Below are 16,710 nucleotides of genomic sequence, written 5' to 3'. Positions count from 1 at the left end.
TTTTATTCTGCACAATAGCAAGGTTTTTCGCCAAAGGTATAAGTTAATGTTATACCAGAGAAGACATACCAGTCATTATTATTTAAATTTCCAAACCGCAGTGCTTTATAGTTATCTTCTTTTGGATTGCTTCCATCTAAATTATCTGTAAATGCAAAACGGGCGCCAACTTCAGCTCCTAGCACTAAACTTCTGGAAATATTCGATTTTATTCCTAAAATAATAGGAATAGCAATAGTGTTTTTTCCTTTGTTTTTCTTTGTTTCACCTAATTCGATATACAAATCATCATACGCGACAAAATTAATTCCCGAGGCCACATAAGGTGTGAATTTGTGGTCTAATGTATGAAGATTGAAATCAAAAAAGTTGAATTCAAGGCCTAAAGATAGTTCTTTTATGCTATTTTCAAAATGATAGCCTCTCAGACTTCTACTCGGTTCATTAGAATCGAGGTCGTTTGCACGAATAGTTGACTGAGTGTACGAAATTCTCCAAGCATGTCTGGGGCTTCTGTTCCACTTGTATAAAATGCCTAAAGCAGGTTCATTTGGAGCAATATAGGTGGTCTTTCCTATTTCACCAATATAGTTGCTTCCGCCAAGAAAGACACCTATTTCATGTATCTGTGCTTGAGAATTTATTCCAAGAAATAAACAAAATAATATGCTTAAAAAATTTTTCATTTTCATAGAAAATTGCCTGCAAATATAATAATTATCAATACGAATCAACACTCGTTAAAATAAATGTACTTTTTTTTGAAAAATAGTTGATTTATTACAATTGAATGCTGTTTAATTCAAACGCCAAACTTAGATTGTAATTGTATAAATATGAGGCAAAAAAGATTAATTTCTTTTGTCTTCTCCCCAAAGTAATTTGCTTCTTAATGTTTTTAGGAAGGTTTCATTTGGGATTTCTACCATATTAATTTGGAAAGGTGTTTTCTTAATTGTTAATACAGATTCATTTCCTACTGATGTTATTCTGGAATCTAAAGAAACCAAATAGTTTTCTTCGCGACCTGAAACTTTTAACATGATTTCGGTTTCATCCGGAATGACCAGTGGTCTTGCATTTAGATTGTGTGGAGCAATAGGAGTAATTACCAAGCTTTTTACGTCTGGAGTTAATATAGGGCCTCCGCAACTTAAGGAATAACCTGTAGAGCCGGTAGGAGTAGAAATAATTAAACCGTCTGCCCAATAAGAGTTCAGTATTTCTCCGTTTAAGTACGTTTCGATAGTTATCATCGATGTGGTGTCTTTACGGCTAACAGAAACTTCGTTCATTGCAAAGTTAATGTCGTTTAAGGCTTCATTTTCGGGAGTACAGCTTAAAGTAAGAAGTGTTCTTTTTGAAAGGCTATATTTTTTATCGATAACAATTTGTAAAAATTTATCAATATTTTCTTTTGGAACTGTGGCTAAAAAACCAAGTCGGCCTGCATTGATGCCTAAAATAGGGATTCCGGAATCTCTCACTAAGGCTGCTGCTCTTAAAATGGTTCCGTCGCCTCCAATGCTTAGTAGCATGTCAAAGCTTGAATCTAATTCAAGATGAGAACAAAAGGTTTTGTATTCCTTTTTAATGATTTTTTTCTCTTGTATAAGTTTCAAGAAATTGGATTCAATAACAATTTCAATGTTGTTTTTATTAAAGAATTGAAAGATATCTTTTATGATAGGTTCTGTACTATTTTGATAATATTGACCGTAAATGGCTATCTTCATTGGGTTACATGTTAAGGTATTTGTCTAAATAGTCTGAACGTTCTTTTAAATTAGCTATATAAGAATCTTCGTGGTGTTCGGATATGATTTCGTAATTGTATCTTCTAAAAGTTTGAATAATCTCGTTAATGGCTCCCGAAGTTAATTTTAGGGTTATTTCAACACTGTCTACATCGGTTTCAGATATAAATAATCCCAAAAGTTTACCATTGTTGCTTTCAACAATTTGGGCAATTTGACTCATAGAATAATCGATTATTCCTTTTTTTATTTTGATAATTACACCCTGTTCTTTTATGAAAGGAGTTTGGTGAAAAAAGTTAATAATGTCTTCCATTTCATAATATCCGACATATTTATTGTTTTCGTCTAAAACGGGAATTAAATTAGAATGATTTTTGGCAAAAACTTCAAGAACTTCCAGCCATAATGCATCCGTTCTGATAAAAAAGGTTTCGAGTGTATATTTATAATCAGCAACTGTTTTTTCTTCTTCAAATGTTTCAACATCTTCGGCAGAAATACTTCCAATATAAATTCCTTCTTCAATAATAGGGAAATGAGAAAACTCAAAATCAATCAAGAAATCCTTTACAGCAGCAATAGTTTCTTGACTGTCAATAGGTTTGAAATCATTGTTGATGTAATTTGTAATTTCCATATTAGCTGAGTTCTCAATTTTTATGCAAAATAATCAAAAAAAGGCAAAAACGCCTAGGTTTTACTTTGTATTTTTGTAACCAAAATATAGTTTTTCGTAATCAAAAAACGTTCCAATGACAAAGTTAAGTGTAAACATCAATAAAATAGCTACTTTACGAAATGCCCGTGGCGGAAATGTTCCCGATTTATTAAAAGTAGCCACAGATATTCAAAAATTTGGAGGACAGGGAATCACTATTCATCCTCGTCCTGATGAGCGTCACATTCGTTATCAGGATGCCCGCGATTTAAAATCAATTGTTTATACTGAATACAATATTGAGGGAAATCCACAACATAATTTCATTGATTTGGTTTTGGAATGTAAGCCTGATCAGGTTACTTTAGTGCCGGATGCCATTGGAGCAATTACTTCTTCGGCAGGTTGGGATACAATTAAGTATCAGGATTATTTAACTGAGATGATTCAGGAATTTCAAAGAAACGGCATTCGTACTTCCATTTTTGTAGATCCTGTACTGGAAATGATTGAAGGGGCTAAGAAAACCGGTACTGACCGTATCGAATTATATACCGAAGCTTTTGCACATCAATACAGTTTAGGTAACGAAAAAGGTATTGATCCTTATGTCTCAGCTGCCAAATTAGCCAATGAATTAGGTTTAGGAATCAACGCTGGTCATGATTTGAGTTTGGATAATATTCAGTTTTTTAAACAAAATATTCCAGGATTATTAGAAGTTTCTATCGGTCATGCCTTGATTTCAGAAGCTTTGTATTTAGGCTTGGAAAACGTTGTAAATATGTATTTGCGAAAACTGAAATAATTTATAAAAGTCATTTTAATGTTGTATTCAAAAATAGAAGGAGAAGGGAAGCCTTTTTTAATCATTCATGGTTTTCTGGGAATGTCTGACAATTGGAAAACCCTAGGGCAACAATTTGCTGGAGAAGGTTTTCAGGTACATATGATTGATATGCGTAATCATGGACGTAGTTTTCAGTCGGATGAATTTAATTATGAGTTGATGGTTCAGGATGTTTTTGCTTATTGTCAGGAACATGCTTTAGAATCAGTTAATATTTTAGGTCATTCTATGGGCGGGAAAATAGCGATGCTTTTTGCAACCCGATATCCTGAAATGGTCGAAAAATTAATTGTTGCCGATATTGGCCCTAAATATTATGCACCACATCATCAAACCATTTTAGCTGGATTGAATGCTGTTGATTTTTCAGTAAAACCAAGTCGTGCTGATGTTGAGGCTACTTTAGGGCAATACATAACCGATTTCGGAACTAGACAGTTTTTGTTAAAAAACTTGTATTGGAAAGAGCCAGGACAATTAGCATTCCGATTTAATCTTGCTGTTTTTAATGAAAAAGTAGGGGAAATAGGGGTAGCATTACCATCGGAATTAGTTTTTGAGAAACCAACACTTTTTATTAGAGGAGGTAGTTCAAATTATATTTTAGATGAAGATGTTGAGAGTATAGCTGTTCATTTTCCATCAATGAAATTAGAAACAATTCCTAATGCAGGACATTGGCTTCATGCCGAAAATCCTGCTTTGTTTTACCAAATGGTAATTTCTTTTTTGAAATAACTTTTTTGATTTATAAAATATAAAACAGTCACTTTTTTTGGGTTGCTGTTTTTTTTTATGTTTTTTTGATAAATGTAAAAAAAACACTTAAGTTTGTTGTTCTGCAAAAAATTAACCTTTAAACCATAAAACAATTTAAAATGAAAATAGGAACTTTTTTTTTAAAGATTAATAAAATAACAAAATACTGTACCTTGTTTTGGGTAAGTGTTTTTCTTTTTTCAGCCTGTAGTTCTGTTAAAAATAAAGCTTCAAAAGATAAAATGAGTGCTTATTTGATGACTTACTTTAAAGATGATACCCACGGATTGTATTTTGCCTTGAGCAAAGATGGTTATAAATTTACTGATGTGAATAGTGGGAAACCTGTAATTGCCGGTGATACGATTGCAGAGCAAAAAGGAATTCGGGATCCTTATATTATGCGTGGTAACGACGGCTATTTTTATATTGCCATGACCGATTTACATATTTATGGCAAACAAAAAGGTTACCGAGATACCGAATGGGAGCGTCCCGGTGATAAATACGACTGGGGGAATAACAGAGACTTGGTTTTGATGAAATCAAAAGATTTGATTCATTGGTCGCATTCGATTTTAGATATTGATAAAGCCTATCCGGAATGGAATGTAGGCTGTGTTTGGGCTCCCGAGTTGATTTATGATGAAGCCAAAGACAGAATCATGATTTATTTTACGATGCGTAAAGGTAAAGGAAAAACCAAATTGTATTATGCCTATATGAATAAGGATTTTACGGCTTTGGAGACCACACCTGAAATTCTTTTTGAATATCCGGATAGTACGAAGCAGATTTTAGATGCGGACATTACCAAGTTGCCTGACGGGAGATTTTGTATGATGTATGTGGCTCAGGAAAATCCGGGTGGAATTAAAATGGCTTTTTCTGATAAGATAAACAGTGGTTATGTCTATCAGCCGGAACAAATTGATTTTGAAAAAAAATCTTGTGAAGCCCCAAATGTATTCCAACGAATTGGAGAAAATAAATGGGTGTTGATGTATGATATTTTTAGTGTAAATCCACATAATTTTGGTTTTGCTGAAACAACGGATTTTAAAACTTTCAAAAATCTGGGACATTTTGATGAGGGTGTGATGAAGCGTACCAATTTTTCAGTTCAAAAACATGGAGCTGTGATCCATTTAACGAAAAAAGAAGCCGAACGATTTGCTAAACATTGGAATTTGAATTTTTCATTTTAAGAACAAAAGAACATATGAAAGCAGTATATAAAATTGCATTTTTCACTTTTTTGAGTGTGTACAATTTAGTCGCTCAAAACAAAGATTTTAAGGGCTATCTTTTTGCTTATTTTGAAGGAAAAGGTGCTGCAAGTCAGCAGGAACAATTGCGTTTTGCGGTGAGTGATGATGCAATAAACTGGAAAGCATTAAATAATAATGAACCTATTATTCCTTCTAAAGATATTTCAAATACAGAAGGAATTCGTGACCCGCATATTTTAAGAGGAGCTGATGGAAACAGTTTTTATATGGTGGCTACGGATATGAATACTAAGAAAAACGGCTGGGATTATAATCCGGGAATTGTTTTGATGCATTCTAAAAATCTTTTGGATTGGAAATCATCTGTTATTGATATTGAAAAATTATATCCAAAGAAATTCAAAGACATCAAATGGGTTTGGGCGCCGCAAACTTTCTATGATACAAAAGCCAAAAAGTATTTGGTCTATTTTACTGTTCGTTTTAAATACAATGAAAAATTAGATTTTTATGCGGCTTACGCCAATAAAGATTTTACCGCTCTGGAATCAGAACCAAAATTATTATACAGTGCCAAAGATGGCGCTATTGATGGAGATATTATTTTCAAAGATGGCATTTATCATTTGTTTTACAAAGGGAATACCAAAGATGCCAATGGTAAAGAAATCCAAAACGGAATCAAACAGGCTACCAGTAAAAAATTATTAGGACCTTATAAAGAGCGTTTTAATTATTTAGATGCTTACGCCAATGATAAAACAGGAGTAGAGGGTTCTTCAGTTTTCAAATTGAATAACAGTGACGAATACATTTTGATGTATGATTTGTATTCAAGTGGTCGATATGAATTTCAACGTTCTAAAGATTTGTATCATTTTACCGAAAAGACAGAATCATTTACGAAAGATTTCTTTCCACGACATGGAAGTGTAATTAGTATAACCAAAGAGGAAGCGCAACGATTAAACGAAAAATGGGGAGGAGTGCCACAAAGTTTGTTGTTGTCTAAGGATGGAAATTATCGTTTTCAATCGGCAGGAAATCCTATTATTAAGCATAAATATACTGCCGATCCGGCTGCTTTTGTAGAAAAGGATACTTTATGGCTATTTACAGGTCATGATTATGAAGGCGGACAAAAAGGCTATAAATTGAAAGATTGGTTGGTTTTTTCAACCACCGATTTGAAAAATTGGACCGAATATCCTGTTCCTTTAAAAATCGAAGATTTTAAATGGGATAAAACCAATGATGCTTATGCCGGACACGCTATTAAAAGAAACGGGAAATACTATTGGTATATCAGTACCAATGGTTCCGGAATAGGAGTAGCGGTGGCCGATAGACCGCAAGGTCCTTATAAAGATGCTTTAGGAAAACCACTTTTAACGAATGCTGATTGTTTTGCTTCCACTCACGGTTGGACTTGTATCGATCCCGCTGTTTTTATTGATGATGACGGACAGGCTTGGCTGTTTTGGGGGAATGGCGTATGTTATTATGCTAAGTTGAAAGAGAATATGATTGAGTTAGATGGTCCGGTAAAGAAAATCGATTTTGAAGGTTTACAGTTTACCGAAGCTCCATGGGTACACAAAAAAAATGGAAAATATTACCTGAGCTATGCTAGTGGTTTTCCTGAAAAAATAGCCTATGCCATGGCAGATTCCATCGAAGGTCCATATGTGTATAAAGGAATTTTGAATGAAATTGCAGGAAATTCTAATACGAATCATCAGGCAATACTGGAGTTTAAAGGAAAGCCTTATTTTATTTATCATAATGGAGCAATGCAAACAATTGGTAGTAGCTACAGTCGTTCTGTATGTATAGATAAATTAGAATATAATTCGGATGGAACTTTAAAAAGAGTTATTATGACATCTGAAGGTGTCTCAAAATAAAACAGCATTGGCTGTGGCAATTTCTTATTTAAAGAAATTGCCACAATTTAAAATAGTAGTATTTTTGAGCTATTAAAAAATAAAGTCAATGAAATTAATTATTAGAATTTTAACTACGTCCATCTTAGTATTACTTATTTCTCATTTTATGAAAGGTGTGCATGTAGCCAGTTTTTCAACATCAATTATAGTTGCAATTGTTTTAGGATTGCTAAATGTTTTTATTAAACCTATTTTGGTTTTGTTTACAATGCCAATTACATTTTTTACATTAGGATTATTTTTATTAGTTATCAATGGGTTGATTATTATACTTTGTGATAACATTGTAGGCGGTTTTGATGTAGATAATTTTATTACTGCTTTATTGTTTAGTATTATACTGTCAGTTTCTCAATCTTTTGTAAATCTATTTTTGAAAGATTAGTAATCAATAGATATTGACGCTTTTTGCTGAAATTAAACCAGCCTTTTTAATGTGTCAAATTAATTGTAATTGAATTTTAACGAAATAAAATAGAAAATAAAATGAAAAAAATAATTCTTTCTTCACTGGTGTTAGCTTTAGTAATGCTAAGCTGTAATCAAAAAAATAAAGACGAGAAAGCAGCTGAAGAAAAAGTAGTGGTTAAAACTGAAACTCAATTTAGCTGCCCGATGCATCCTGAAATTACCGGAAAAGAAGGGGATGTTTGTTCAGAATGTGGAATGGAATTAGAAGCTGTGAAAAAAGGAGCAGAATCGGAAGATACAAAAGTGGATATTGCCGAAGTAAGTCCGGAAGTAAAAGCTTCTGTTTCTACAGACGCGATTATTAATGCTTATTTGAAAATCAAAAATGCCTTAGCTAATGACAACGAAAAAGAAGCTACAGCAGCAGCAAAAGAATTTGAGAAGGCGGTTACTGAAACAAAAACAGCTAATATAGATTCTAAATTATTGACAAAATATTTAAACAGTACCGATAGTGCCAAAAAGCAAGCAGCTTTAATTGTTAAAAATGATGGAAAAATGGATCAACAAAGAATGTACTTTGCTGTTTTAAGTAAAGATATTTCGACTTTGATTTCCACTTTTGGAAGTAGTCAACACTTATATCAGGATTATTGCCCAATGTATAATGAAGGAAAAAGTGGTTATTGGATTAGTGAATTCAAAGGCATAAAAAATCCTTATTATGGTTCAGAAATGCTGGAATGTGGCGGTATGATTAAAGAAATTAAATAAATTTTATTCGCCTGTGAAATAAGATACAACTAAATCCCGACTTGAATTTTTAAGTTGGGATTTTTTTATTCTAAAACTTTTTAAAATGAAAATCTATATTAAAAATATGGTTTGTGGTCGTTGCGAAATGGTAGTCAAATCATTATTTGAATCGATGAATATTTCTGTCCTATCGGTTAAGTTAGGCGAAGTGGAAATTGATGCATCTTTGAATGAATCAGAGAAGCAACAGTTATCAGAACAATTAAAAGCGCTGGGTTTTGAATTACTAGATGATAAAATAAGTAAAACTATTGAGCGAATAAAAAATCTAATTGTAACATTGGTACATCATCAAAATGAACAATTGAAAATGAATTTGTCCAGTTATATTGCCGATGATTTAAAACAGGATTATAGCGTTTTAAGTAATATGTTTTCTGAAAATGAAGGAATCACGATTGAGCATTATTTCATCAGCCAAAAAATAGAAAAAGTAAAAGAGCTGATGAATTATAATGAGTTAAGCCTGAGTGAAATTGCTTTTCAGTTAAATTATACCGATGTAGCGCATTTGAGCAATCAATTTAAAAAAATAACAGGAATGTCACCTACAGCTTATAAACAATCACAAGAAAATTCCCGAAGAGAAATCGATAAATTATAAATTATACAAATCATAATCAAAATTGTACAAGGAGCATAAAGCATTCTTTTCTGAACTTTGAATAAAAAATTAACCCAATATAAATTTATAAAGTCATGAAAAAAATACTCCTTTTACTAAGTCTGTTCTTAGCGGTTAGTGTAACAGTTGTTGCTCAAACCACTGAGAGATCTTCTACAAAAGAAGCTTCAAAAAACATTTACACTTGTCCGATGCATCCGGAAATAAAAAGTGATCAACCCGGAAAATGTCCTAAATGCGGGATGGATTTGGTTGCTAAAAAAATGAAAGAAGGAAAGCATAAAAAAATGAAAGCTGACAAAAATGCAAAGAAATTTTGCTGTCCAATGCATTCTAGCGAAATGAGTGATAAACCATCTAAATGTTCCAAATGCGGAATGGATATGAAAGCGATGAAAAGCATGAAGGACGATATGGGGAAAATGAAAGAAGAAATGCATAAAGACATGGATTCGAAAGAATAAAATAGTTTAGAATTTATTTTTTAATTGAATGAGTCCTGTTTTTACAGGACTTATTTGTATAGCTTACTCTCATGAAACATACTTATATAGTTACAGGAATGAGTTGTGACGGATGTCGTACCAAAGTAGAAAAAACATTGAATACTATTGAAGGTATTGAGGCAAATGTTACGCTTAATCCACCGGAAGCAATTATCCAAATGGAAAAACATCTGCCTACTTCACAATTACAAGAAGTTTTGGCAAAAGCAGGAAATTATACGATTGAAATGGCGCATTCTGAAGCCAAAAAAACGGAAGAACCACAAGCTAAATCTTGCTGTAATACTTCAAATCATTCGCACTATCAAAACCATCAAAATTTAAAACCAGAACTGAGGTCAAAACTGGTCGGGAAATATTATTGCCCGATGTTTTGCGAAGGGGATAAGGTGTATGATAAAGCAGGCGATTGCCCGGTGTGCGGAATGGATTTGGTAACCATAGAAGCTAACCCAAATGACGAAAATAAAAGCTATACCGATTTGCTTAAAAAAATGAAAATAGCCTTGTTATTTACGGTGCCAATTTTCATTATTGCCATGTCTGATATGATTCCGCACAATCCTTTGATGCATTTGTTGGATATGGAAAGTTGGAACTGGGTGCAGTTCATGTTGTCATTGCCGGTTGTTTTTTATGCCGCTTGGATGTTTTTTGAACGTGCCTGGAAATCAATAATAAGTTGGAATTTGAATATGTTCACGCTTATCGGGATTGGTGCTGGTGTAGCCTTCTTGTTCAGTGTTTTTGGATTGCTGTTTCCTCATTTTTTTCCTGCCGAATTTAAAACCGAAATGGGAACAGTGCACTTGTATTTTGAAGCGACTACAGTGATTTTAACTCTAGTCTTGCTAGGGCAGTTGTTAGAAGCCCGAGCGCACAGTCGAACTAGTGGTGCCATAAAAGAATTATTGAAATTAGCGCCAACAGAAGCTATTTTGGTTGAAAATGGAATAGAAAAAGTCATTGCTATTGATGCTATAAAAAAAGGTGATATTTTAAGAGTGAAACCTGGAGATAAAATTCCGGTTGACGGAAAAATAACTGAGGGAGAAAGTAGTATTGATGAATCCATGATTACCGGAGAACCGATTCCTTTGGATAAAAAGAAAAGAGATGCTGTGGTAGCTGGAACCATCAACGGAAACAAATCTTTCCTAATGCTTGCCGAAAAAGTAGGGGCTGAAACCTTGCTTTCGCAAATTGTAAAAATGGTCAACTATGCCAGTCGTTCCAGAGCGCCTATTCAAAAATTAGCCGATCGAATTTCAAAATATTTTGTGCCGATTGTCGTTGCCGTGGCTGTTATTACTTTTTTAGTTTGGGCCAAATTTGGTCCCGAAGAAAATGCACTCATTTACGGATTTATCAATGCAGTTGCAGTATTAATTATTGCTTGTCCTTGTGCTTTGGGATTGGCTACCCCTATGTCGGTAATGGTAGGAGTGGGCAAAGGAGCGCAACTGGGCGTTTTAATAAAAAGTGCGGAGGCCCTGGAAAACATGAATAGGGTGAATGTTTTAATAACTGATAAAACAGGAACTTTGACAGAAGGCAAACCTTCGGTGGAAAAAATTCAGGTTTTTAACGGGCAGGAGGATGAGGTGATTCAGGCGGTTGCTGCTGTGAATCAGTACAGTGAACATCCTTTGGCGCAGGCCATAGTCCATTTTGCTAAAGCAAAAAATATCGCTTTAGTTGCTGCTGAAAATTTTGAAGCCATTACCGGAAAAGGTGTGATGGGGATTGTAGATGGAAAAGAAGTATTTTTAGGTAATAAAAAGCTTTTGGAAGATAGCAAAGTAGCAATTTCTTCAACGATTGAAGAGCAGGTTATTACGGAACAAAAAAAGGGGAAAACCGTTTCGTATATTGTAATTGATAAGACAGTTATTGGATTTGTTGTGATTACAGATGCTTTAAAAGCTACTAGTATTAACGCAGTTCAGGAGTTGATGCAGGCTGGAGTAGAGGTAGCTATGCTTACCGGTGATAATCAAAATACGGCTCAGGCTGTGGCCGAAACTTTGCATTTGAGTTCTTTTCAAGCGGGATGTTTGCCTGAGGATAAACTAAAAGTTATCCAAAAATTACAAGCTGAGGGAAAAATTGTTGCGATGGCTGGAGATGGAATTAATGACGCACCAGCTTTGGCACAATCTGATGTAGGTATTGCGATGGGAACCGGAACGGATGTGGCAATCGAAAGTGCCAAAATTACTTTGGTAAAAGGAGATTTGCAGGGAATTGTCAAAGCCAAAAAATTGAGCGAAGCGGTAATGCGAAATATCCATCAGAATTTGTTTTTTGCATTTTTGTATAATGTCATCGGAATTCCTGTTGCGGCTGGAGTTTTATATCCTGTTTTAGGAATTTTATTATCCCCAATGATTGCGGCTTTAGCGATGAGCTTTAGTTCTGTTTCAGTAATTACAAATGCTTTGCGATTGCGAAATTTGGAACTATAATCATCAAGTTTTTTTATTTTTGAAGAAAAAAGATGTTGCAACTTTCGGAAATTTGGATTTATCCCGTAAAATCTCTAGCAGGAATTCCATTAGAAGAATCTAAGGTTACTAAAAGAGGATTAGAATATGACAGAAGATGGATGCTGGTAGATGAAAAGGGTGTGTTCGTAACCCAGAGAAAATATCCTGAGTTGGTTTTGTTTGAACCTAAAATAGAAGGAACTTTTTTATCTATTTATCATAAAGATATTTCAAAAGGCAGTGTGCGATTTCCGCTTTCGCAAAAAGAAGAACGTCTTTTGACCGAAGTAATGGTTTGGGAAGATGCGGTGCAGGCTGTTGAGGTCGATGAGGAAGTTTCAGCTTGGTTTTCTGGAATTTTAGGTTTTAAAGTCAGATTGGTTTATATGCCGGAAGAAAGTGAGCGCAAAGTAGATCCTGATTATTCAATTAGTCCTGATGATATTACTTCTTTTTCGGATGGATTTCCATTTTTACTCATTGGGAAGTCTTCTTTAGATGATTTGAATTCCCGTTTGGAAGAAGCGGTTAGTATCCGTCGATTTAGACCTAATTTTGTTTTTACAGGAGGTGAAGCTTACGAAGAAGAAAAGTGGCGTGAATTTACTATTGGCACTCTTCCTTTTTATGGAGTGAAACCCTGTGGAAGATGTGTGATGACAACTGTAGATCCTGAAAAAGGTGTTTTTTCAGGTAAAGACCCTTTGTATACACTTTCAACTTATAAAAAAGTAGGTAATAAAGTGATATTTGGGCAAAATGTAATTGCAGCTCAGGAAGGTTTATTGCAAATAGGAGATATAGTCAATATACAAAAAAAGAACCCAGTTGTTTAGGGTTCTTTTTGTTTTAGCAATCAATTTCGGCAAGTATTGTTTTTATTTCTTTTAGTGAAATTGGTTTGATAAGATAATTGTCATTCAAATTATATTTTTCTGCTTGTTGTTTATCTTCTTCACTATTTGAACTGGTGAGGATGTATATGATTATCTTTGATTTTATAGGGATTTTAGTGAATTCATCAAGGAATTGCCATCCGTCCCATATAGGCATATTTAAATCCAGTAATATAATTTCTGGTAATGTTTGGCTAGATGTAAAAATAGCTTTGAGTTTGTCGTATGCTTCTTTGCCGTTTTTGTAAACCATTATGTTTTTGACCATTCCTGACATTTCTATCATTTTTTTTGTAATAAACAGATGGGTTGGATCATCTTCAATAATACACAATAAATCAAATTTTTTCATGTTCTAAATATATTTTAAATGTAGTACCAATATTTACTTCACTTTCTACTTCAATTTTACCATTCATAGATTCTATTTGGTTTTTGGTTATAAATAAACCAATTCCTCTGGAATCATCATGCTGATGAAAGGTTTTGTACATGCCAAATAGTTTATGGCCGTGTTTTTTTAAATCAATACCTAAACCGTTGTCTGTGAATTTTAGTATGGTATGCTTTTCTGTTTTGTCAGACTGAATTTTTAGATAACTGTCTCTTTCTGAAGAGCGATATTTAATAGCATTGGTAATAAAGTTCATTATAGCACTATCTAAATAGGCAGGAATAACATGGACTCCTATGTTATCTTCAACTTCATTTTTTATTGTAATATTTGCTTTGTTAGCTAATGATATTAAACTTATGATGTTATTGTCAATGATTGGTTTTAACTGAATATTTTTGCTTTTTTCCTTAGTAGATAAATTAATTTGAACCACTTCAGTTAGATGAGATATGGTTGCAGTAAGATTTTCCGAAGATTTTTTTAGATAATCAAAAAAGTCTGTTTGACTAAAATCCGGATGTTCTAACTCAATTAGTTCAATTAAGGTGCTGATACCGCCAGAATGAGAACGCAAATTGTGAGAAACAATGTAAGCAAAGTTTTTTAAGCGCTCGTTTTGTGATTCGGCAATTTCCAATAATGCAAGAGTCTCTTCTTCTGCCTTTTTTAAATTGCTGATATCAGTAGCTACACCCAAAAAACCGGTTAATTCTCCGTTTTGAATAAGCGGGTTTACTGATAATAAAATAGGGAATGTACTACCGTCTTTTCTAACGTAAGTCCACTCTCTGGTTTCGGATATTCCTTTTCTGGCTTTATGTACAAAAACTTCAAAGCCTTCTACTTTGTTGCCTGTGTTTTCAAATATTTCCTGACCAACATTTATTACTTCCTCAGCAACGTGAATGATTTGCGGAGTTACTTTGCCAATAACTTCTTCGGCTTTATAACCTATTAAAAACTCGGCACCGTCATTAAAAGCGGTAATTGTACCATTAAGATCTGTACCAATGATGGCTACTTCAGAACTTGCGTTTAACAAAGCTTCGTTATAAGCATTGGTTTTGGCTAATTGTTTTTCAATGGTTTTTTGTGCTGTAATGTCTAAAATCTGAGAAATAAAGTAGAGAATGGCTCCATTTTCATCTTTTACCATAGAGACACCTAAAGTGGCATATATTATTTGTCCGTTTTTATGGAAATATCTTTTTTCCATGATATAGCCATCTCTTTTTCCTTCTACTAATTCCTGAAGTAAAGTCAAGTCGGCTTCTAAATCATCTGGGTGTGTAATATCTTGAAAAGTGAGTTTTATTAATTCTTCTTCTGAATAACCTATGATTTGACACAGTTTTTTGTTGACTTTTAGCCATTGTCCTCTTCCATTTAGTAAAGCCATTCCAATGGCAGCCTGTTCAAAGTTGCCTCTAAAAGCTTCTTCGTTAATACGTAATTTTTCTTCTTTGAATTTTCTGCTGGTGATGTCTTTATGAGTTCCATACATCATCAAAGGTTTACCGTCATCAGTCCAACTGAAAACTTTCCCTCTGTCATGAACCCAAATCCATGAACCGTTTTTATGCTTCATACGGGCTTCTAATTCGTAAAATTCAGCTTTCCCTTCAAAACATAAATTTAATCTTCGTCCAGATTCTTCCAAATCATCAGGATGGGCGAGTTTTATCCAGGTATTAATGTCTATTGGTGATAGCTCATCTAAAGTGTAACCAACTATTTCAGCCCAACGTTCATTGAAAACAGTCTCTCCAGTTTGAACATTCCATTCCCAAGTACCCACATTAGTTCCCTCTAAAACAGCTTTAAAGCGAAAACGATCATCAACAATTTCCTGTATAGGTCTTCCTTCCGGAACGATAAAAACAATATTGTTATTTTGGTCATAAACAGGGCGCATGCTAAAAAGAATCGTTACCGGATTTTGATTAGCAATCCAGATTAATACTTCATGTGAGATTTCTTCCCCGTTTAGTGCTTTGTTGAAATTTTCTTTTAAGGTTTTTTGGGTCTCTTTTGAAATTTGCCACCAATAACAATCCCAAAATGGTTTGCCAATAACATCTTCTGATTTGATGCCAGCTGTTTTGATTGCAGTTTCGTTGGCTTCAATTAAAATTCCTTTAGTATCCAATAAGCCAATAAATGAAAATGTAGAGTTGAAAATTCCCTGGTATTTTTGTTCTGATTCTTTGAATTTGGTGATGTCTTGAAAAGTTCCAAAAAGTTTGGTTATTTTTCCGTTTTCAATCCATGCTTTACCGGAGGAACGAACCCATTTAAAATTTTTCTTGGCTGTAATAAAACGACATTGTACATCAAAAGGTTCTCCTGTTTTTATGGTGTTTTCGATAGCATTTATAATAATATGTCTGTCGTCAGGATGGTAAAAATCAATTGCTTTTGATTTGTCAAATACTAAATCATTTGCTACTTCATGTATTTGATAGACTTCATCAGTCCAAAAAGCAATTCCTGTAGATAAGTCTAATTCCCACGCGCCAATTTTATTGATTCGCTGACTTTCATTGAATAAAAGAGACGTTTTTTCAAGTTCTTTATTTTGCTCTTTTAGTTCAAAAGTTTTTCTGCGAAGTTCTAATAGATTAATTACTTGTTTAGCTAGTAATTTTAACGAGTCTATTTGCTTTTCAGAAAGTTTTTTAGGTTTGTCGTCAATAACGCAAATTGTGCCTAAAGGGAAGCCGTTTTCATTAATTAATGGTATTCCTGCGTAAAATATCACTTTTGGGTAATCAGTAACTAATGGATTGTCAAAAAAACGTTCGTCCTTTGTAGAATCTTCGATGATGAATATTTCATTGGGTTGATTGATAGCGTGAGCACAAAAAGCTAAATCTTTTGCTGTTTCACGCTCTTTTAATTCATGATGAGATAAAAACCATTGTTTGTCTTCGGTAATAAGACTAATTAATGAGATTTTTGTTCCACAAATTTCGGCGGCCATTCGGGTCAAAAAATCGTAATCATCATCTTCTAAAGTTCCAATAATTTTGTAAGAATGAAGTTCTGCTAATCTTTGATCTTCGTTTTCTGGGATATGTGGTATTTCCATCTTAATGAATTAACGATTTATGGGCTTTGTTAAGTGATGAATCACCTAGGGTTTGGTATAAAAGTATAAATATAGATTGCTAAAAACAAAAAAAATAATTGTTAAAAAAAATAGTTTTTTTATGATAATGTAAGAAATGAGATTATTAAATATAACGTATTATGGAAATGTTTAGTGTGTTTTAGAAGTTTTGGCTTCCATAAATCATTTAGTATTTGTTGTTTTTTATTGAATTAAAAATAAAAAATGTAAGTCGATTTTTGATTAAATA

Annotated in this window: 15 protein-coding genes; 10 read left to right on the top strand and 5 right to left on the bottom strand. The window is 33.6% G+C overall.

Translation table 11 applies throughout. The features are described 5' to 3' along the window. Positions 1-2 precede the first annotated feature (2 nt). The 3 genes from porG to AAEO59_RS00430 all read right to left on the bottom strand — a co-directional run bounded on the left by porG (position 3) and on the right by AAEO59_RS00430 (position 2,397). Entirely contained in the window at positions 3-686 is a 684-nt protein-coding gene (gene porG / locus AAEO59_RS00440; RefSeq protein ID WP_341698792.1) for a type IX secretion system protein PorG, read from the bottom strand. Positions 687-851: 165 nt separating this feature from the next. Beyond that, positions 852-1,736 carry an NAD kinase gene (locus AAEO59_RS00435; protein WP_341698791.1) on the bottom strand — a complete coding sequence of 295 codons (885 nt, stop codon included), beginning with the start codon at positions 1,734-1,736 and terminating at the stop codon, positions 852-854. 4 nt (positions 1,737-1,740) lie between these two features. Continuing rightward, a complete protein-coding gene (locus AAEO59_RS00430; RefSeq protein ID WP_341698790.1) occupies positions 1,741-2,397 on the bottom strand; it encodes a CBS domain-containing protein in 657 nt (218 codons plus the stop codon). Between the two features lie 115 nt (positions 2,398-2,512). On the opposite strand from AAEO59_RS00430, the gene AAEO59_RS00425 reads away from it, so the two are divergent. From AAEO59_RS00425 to AAEO59_RS00380, 10 genes are all read left to right on the top strand, one after another. Next, complete coding sequence (locus tag AAEO59_RS00425; protein ID WP_341698789.1) at positions 2,513-3,226, top strand: pyridoxine 5'-phosphate synthase; 714 nt, start codon at positions 2,513-2,515, stop codon at positions 3,224-3,226. Positions 3,227-3,244: 18 nt separating this feature from the next. Beyond that, positions 3,245-4,006, top strand: a complete 762-nt coding sequence (locus AAEO59_RS00420; protein WP_341698788.1) for an alpha/beta fold hydrolase — start codon at positions 3,245-3,247, stop codon at positions 4,004-4,006. A 140-nt stretch (positions 4,007-4,146) separates the two neighbouring features. Beyond that, positions 4,147-5,235, top strand: a complete 1,089-nt coding sequence (locus AAEO59_RS00415; protein ID WP_341698787.1) for a glycoside hydrolase family 43 protein — start codon at positions 4,147-4,149, stop codon at positions 5,233-5,235. 14 nt (positions 5,236-5,249) lie between these two features. Beyond that, positions 5,250-7,166, top strand: coding sequence for a family 43 glycosylhydrolase (locus AAEO59_RS00410; protein ID WP_341698786.1), 1,917 nt, complete (start codon positions 5,250-5,252; stop codon positions 7,164-7,166). Between the two features lie 88 nt (positions 7,167-7,254). Further along, positions 7,255-7,593 carry a phage holin family protein gene (locus AAEO59_RS00405; protein WP_341698785.1) on the top strand — a complete coding sequence of 113 codons (339 nt, stop codon included), beginning with the start codon at positions 7,255-7,257 and terminating at the stop codon, positions 7,591-7,593. 101 nt (positions 7,594-7,694) lie between these two features. Next, positions 7,695-8,393, top strand: coding sequence for a DUF3347 domain-containing protein (locus tag AAEO59_RS00400; RefSeq protein WP_341698784.1), 699 nt, complete (start codon positions 7,695-7,697; stop codon positions 8,391-8,393). An 85-nt stretch (positions 8,394-8,478) separates the two neighbouring features. Next, positions 8,479-9,039, top strand: a complete 561-nt coding sequence (locus AAEO59_RS00395) for an AraC family transcriptional regulator (protein WP_341698783.1) — start codon at positions 8,479-8,481, stop codon at positions 9,037-9,039. 95 nt (positions 9,040-9,134) lie between these two features. Continuing rightward, on the top strand, positions 9,135-9,524 hold the full coding sequence (locus tag AAEO59_RS00390; protein WP_341698782.1) for a heavy metal-binding domain-containing protein: 390 nt from the start codon (positions 9,135-9,137) through the stop codon (positions 9,522-9,524). 71 nt (positions 9,525-9,595) lie between these two features. Beyond that, positions 9,596-12,034: a heavy metal translocating P-type ATPase gene (locus AAEO59_RS00385; protein WP_341698781.1), complete on the top strand. Its 2,439-nt coding sequence runs from the start codon at positions 9,596-9,598 to the stop codon at positions 12,032-12,034. 32 nt (positions 12,035-12,066) lie between these two features. Next, positions 12,067-12,891: an MOSC domain-containing protein gene (locus AAEO59_RS00380; protein ID WP_341698780.1), complete on the top strand. Its 825-nt coding sequence runs from the start codon at positions 12,067-12,069 to the stop codon at positions 12,889-12,891. A 13-nt stretch (positions 12,892-12,904) separates the two neighbouring features. Here the strand turns inward: AAEO59_RS00380 and AAEO59_RS00375 are convergent, their stop codons facing one another. Both AAEO59_RS00375 and AAEO59_RS00370 read right to left on the bottom strand, forming a co-directional pair. Further along, positions 12,905-13,303, bottom strand: coding sequence for a response regulator (locus AAEO59_RS00375; protein WP_341698779.1), 399 nt, complete (start codon positions 13,301-13,303; stop codon positions 12,905-12,907). After that, positions 13,290-16,439 (bottom strand): PAS domain S-box protein, encoded by a 3,150-nt coding sequence (locus tag AAEO59_RS00370; protein WP_341698778.1) that lies wholly within the window; start codon positions 16,437-16,439, stop codon positions 13,290-13,292. Before AAEO59_RS00370 ends, AAEO59_RS00375 begins: the two co-directional genes overlap by 14 nt. Positions 16,440-16,710: the final 271 nt, after the last annotated feature.

The organism is Flavobacterium flavipallidum (genome assembly GCF_038289905.1).
Lineage (GTDB): Bacteria > Bacteroidota > Bacteroidia > Flavobacteriales > Flavobacteriaceae > Flavobacterium > Flavobacterium flavipallidum.
This window is presented reverse-complemented; position numbering and strand designations above follow the sequence as displayed.